This window comes from Spiroplasma sp. Moj (genome assembly GCF_016082285.1).
Classification (GTDB): Bacteria; Bacillota_I; Bacilli_A; order Mycoplasmatales; family Mycoplasmataceae; genus Spiroplasma; species Spiroplasma phoeniceum.
On the sequence record NZ_MQTY02000104.1, the window covers coordinates 1 to 3,434 of the forward strand.

Genomic DNA, 3,434 nt, shown 5'->3' on the forward strand with positions numbered 1-3,434 from the left:
AGTATCTTTTTAAAAATATTTACAATTATTTTAATAGGTTATGCAAGAAGTCTAATGAANAAACCAAANCAGTTGATNCNCAAACACCAGTTAGTGATANTGANAAAGATAATGATTGCNAATTTTTACAAACACCNGATGGGACAAATTGTAGTTTATACCAATAATGAAGAAGATTATTTACGATTATCAGTATGAAGTTTCAGAGGTAAAACAAAAAGTACACTAAATAATTATTTACGCTATATGACAACTAATTATAAAACTAGTTTCTTATTACCACATGATTATGAAATACCAACATTTAATTACCCACAATATGTTTTACCACCAGTACCATATAACTATGAACCTTATACCAAAGATATTTGAGATGGTAAAACAGGACAAGCATTAATAACTAAAATTACAGCACCAGCACAATGTAAAAAAGAAATGACTTTAAATTATATTAATTTATTTTCTGATGAATTTAATGAAGGTTATTGTGAAACTGAAATTGATTTAAAACAAATTGACCCAACAATTCAAAGTATTAGTAAATTCCAAGATGCTTATAAAACAATAGAAATAAGTAATCTTAATAATTTACAAGTTAGATGTTTTAAACCTGATATAGAAAGATTTATTTATGATAGAGATGTTAATTTATCAGGTGGAGTAAAGTCTTGTACTATTAGTTTAGGAACATTAAATAATGCAAAAATATATAATAATGGTTTACCACAAACTGATAATGTTAATTTTGAAAATACAATAACTTTATATACAGATAATATAAATAATGATATTCAAACATTCACTACTGCTTATACTACTGGTTTACCTAGCGAAAACTATCAAAATATTTATATAACTGAAAAACATAGTAATAGTCGTATTAAATTTTTATTACAAATAACAAAATTATCTGATAATATTAATGATAAAATTAAAAAAACATATTTACAAGCATATTATACAAATGATTTAAAATTAAAAATTAGATTTTCAAAAGTATTATTCGCACAATTAGGAATATTATTTGGTTTTTCTGATGAAGGTTATGTAGGTAATGATAAAGATATAACCATAGACTTAAATGCTTTGGGTGTATTAGGTATTAGAAATAAAAGTACTAACCCAGTTAAAATTACAATTAAACCAAGATAAAATAAAAAGAGATTTATTATCTCTTTTTTATTCGCCTTTAACTTTTACATTACCTTTATCATCAACTATTAAATTTGTCTCTGTTGTATTTAAATTTCAACGATAAACTGATTTTATATATGTACCATTATCATTTTTTCAATATCAACGGCGATTTGGATATTTATTTTCTTGAATAAATAAATCTGTATTATGTGATGATAAAAATTCTAATACAAGGACACATTCATTATGTTTGTCTAAAATTTTGTTGTGTGATAAATCATAATTTTTAAATTTAATAATTCTTCAATCATTATTTTTATCACCACGCCATACTACATAATAATATTTACTATCAACCTTATTAAATGGTTTTTCTTGTGGTGCTATTCATTCTAAGGTATTTCTTATTTCTTGGTTAGTAGTATTTATTTTATTCTTTTCTTTTAGTTCTTTAAGTTCTTCTTTTGTATATTCTTGTGATGTATTACAAGCAACTAAACTTGTTGTACTTGTTACAATTAAAGTGATTGTGGATAAAATACTTAATATTTTTTTCATATATAATTTTCCTTTTATTTATTGTTTTTTGTTTAATTAAAAATGAAAATAATTAAACTTATTTTCATTTTTAATATTTATTTTATTTATAAATTTATTAGCAAGTAAAAACATGAAATAATCCGTATCCTGGAATTAAATTTTTTCAAGTAATATGATTAACAATATATCTTCCAACAGTACATTCTGAATCTGATGATGTGCTATCAATCTTATTAAAACACATTAAGTTGTTTTTTCCAGTACTTCTTGTATTTCTATTATTACATTGATGTAAATGTCTAAGCATAGGATATGAAAATATTAAAATTAAATTTCTACTTACAAAATTATTTAAATTTCCATTTTCTGTTAAATAATTTATAGCATTTTGAGTTGTAGAATCTCAATTTGTTATAATATTATGGAAACTTGTTTCTCAGTAATTATTTGTATTATCTTGAATAAGTCTTCTTACCTCTCTAAAACGCATACTTTCTGCTGTTGCCAAAATAACACGAGCAAATGCTGCTTGAATTATATTAGTATTATTTCTATATCTAGCATCTGATCCATAATTAAATAAGTCATTAAAAGCTTGAGTTATTCCAGTTCAACTAATTGATGAATTTCCTCTAACAATAGTGTTATAATTTGAATCAAAACCTAAATTATGAAAAGTTTGATCAGGAATACTATTTATTGTAGAATCAGAAAAATGATAAAAAGTTGTATTTCATGTAAAACCTTGTAAATAAAAATCACTTGATCTAAAAATTAAATCTATTATTCCTCTATTTTCAATATTAAAAGGAACAACAAAATAGTTATAACTACTGTCTGAATTTATAACATAGTAATTTGTATCACAAACAACCGAAACATTACTATTTGAATCTGAAATAGATAATATAATATTGGCACGTAATAATGATTTTAAAACTTTATTACATAAATCTTTAAAATAATCTCTTACATTTCAATCAACATTTACAGCTTCTGTTTTTAAAAAGTTTGTATTTCTTTTACTTCTATTTAATTTTTCTAAATTACTTGTTTGTTGATAATTGATATCAATATTTTTGATAGTTTCTTCTTTTTGATAAGGACTAGCGGCAGTTGTTGTTGGAATAGCGGTACCACTAATAGTTAATANACTTAATAAACTNAGTAANTTTTTCATNNNTGTNTTTCTCCTTTTNTTANTCTTGAAACTTTTTATCAAGNTCTACNTTCAGTATATATATANNCAAGCAAAATTATGAATTATNTNAATAANTTTATNNTNTTAAATANCCCCTTATTACGAGTTTTAAGGGCTAAATTAGCAATTAAATATTAATTTAGTAATATATTTTAATAAAAAGTATTGTATTAGTAAACTATTAGTATATAATAAAATTAATGGTTTGTCCTTTTAACAAAAAAGTAATTTACGGTTTATGCTTTCCGCCTTAAAAAGACTTATGCTGACTTGTTATTCGAACAAGAATAAAAAAAGAAAGGTTTATAAAATGGCACTTACAAAAAAACAATTAAATAGAACAAGGTTTAAGTGAAGAAATAGCAGGTAATATATTAGACTTCTTGCATAACCTAGTTATTTTAAAATTCCTATAAAATATATTTAAAATAGAAATTATAGGAATCTAAAATTATGAAATTTGATAAATTTGATTTTATTAATNNTGTAAACTGTAAAACGAAACGCGCTAAAANAACTCTTATTAAAGGGTTGTTTTTTTNATTTGTAAACCCAT

General features: G+C 22.8%; 3 protein-coding genes. 1 reads left to right on the forward strand and 2 read right to left on the reverse strand.

The window, feature by feature from the left end; translation table 4 throughout:
- Positions 1 to 138: 138 nt before the first annotated feature.
- Positions 139 to 1,152 (forward strand): hypothetical protein, encoded by a 1,014-nt coding sequence (locus tag BST80_RS04615; protein ID WP_415746171.1) that lies wholly within the window; start codon positions 139 to 141, stop codon positions 1,150 to 1,152.
- Between the two features lie 27 nt (positions 1,153 to 1,179).
- On the opposite strand, the gene BST80_RS04620 is transcribed toward BST80_RS04615, so the two are convergent.
- Entirely contained in the window at positions 1,180 to 1,695 is a 516-nt protein-coding gene (locus BST80_RS04620) for a lipoprotein (protein ID WP_415746172.1), read from the reverse strand.
- Positions 1,696 to 1,792: 97 nt separating this feature from the next.
- Entirely contained in the window at positions 1,793 to 2,857 is a 1,065-nt protein-coding gene (locus tag BST80_RS04625) for a ribosome-inactivating family protein (RefSeq protein ID WP_415746173.1), read from the reverse strand.
- Positions 2,858 to 3,434: the final 577 nt, after the last annotated feature.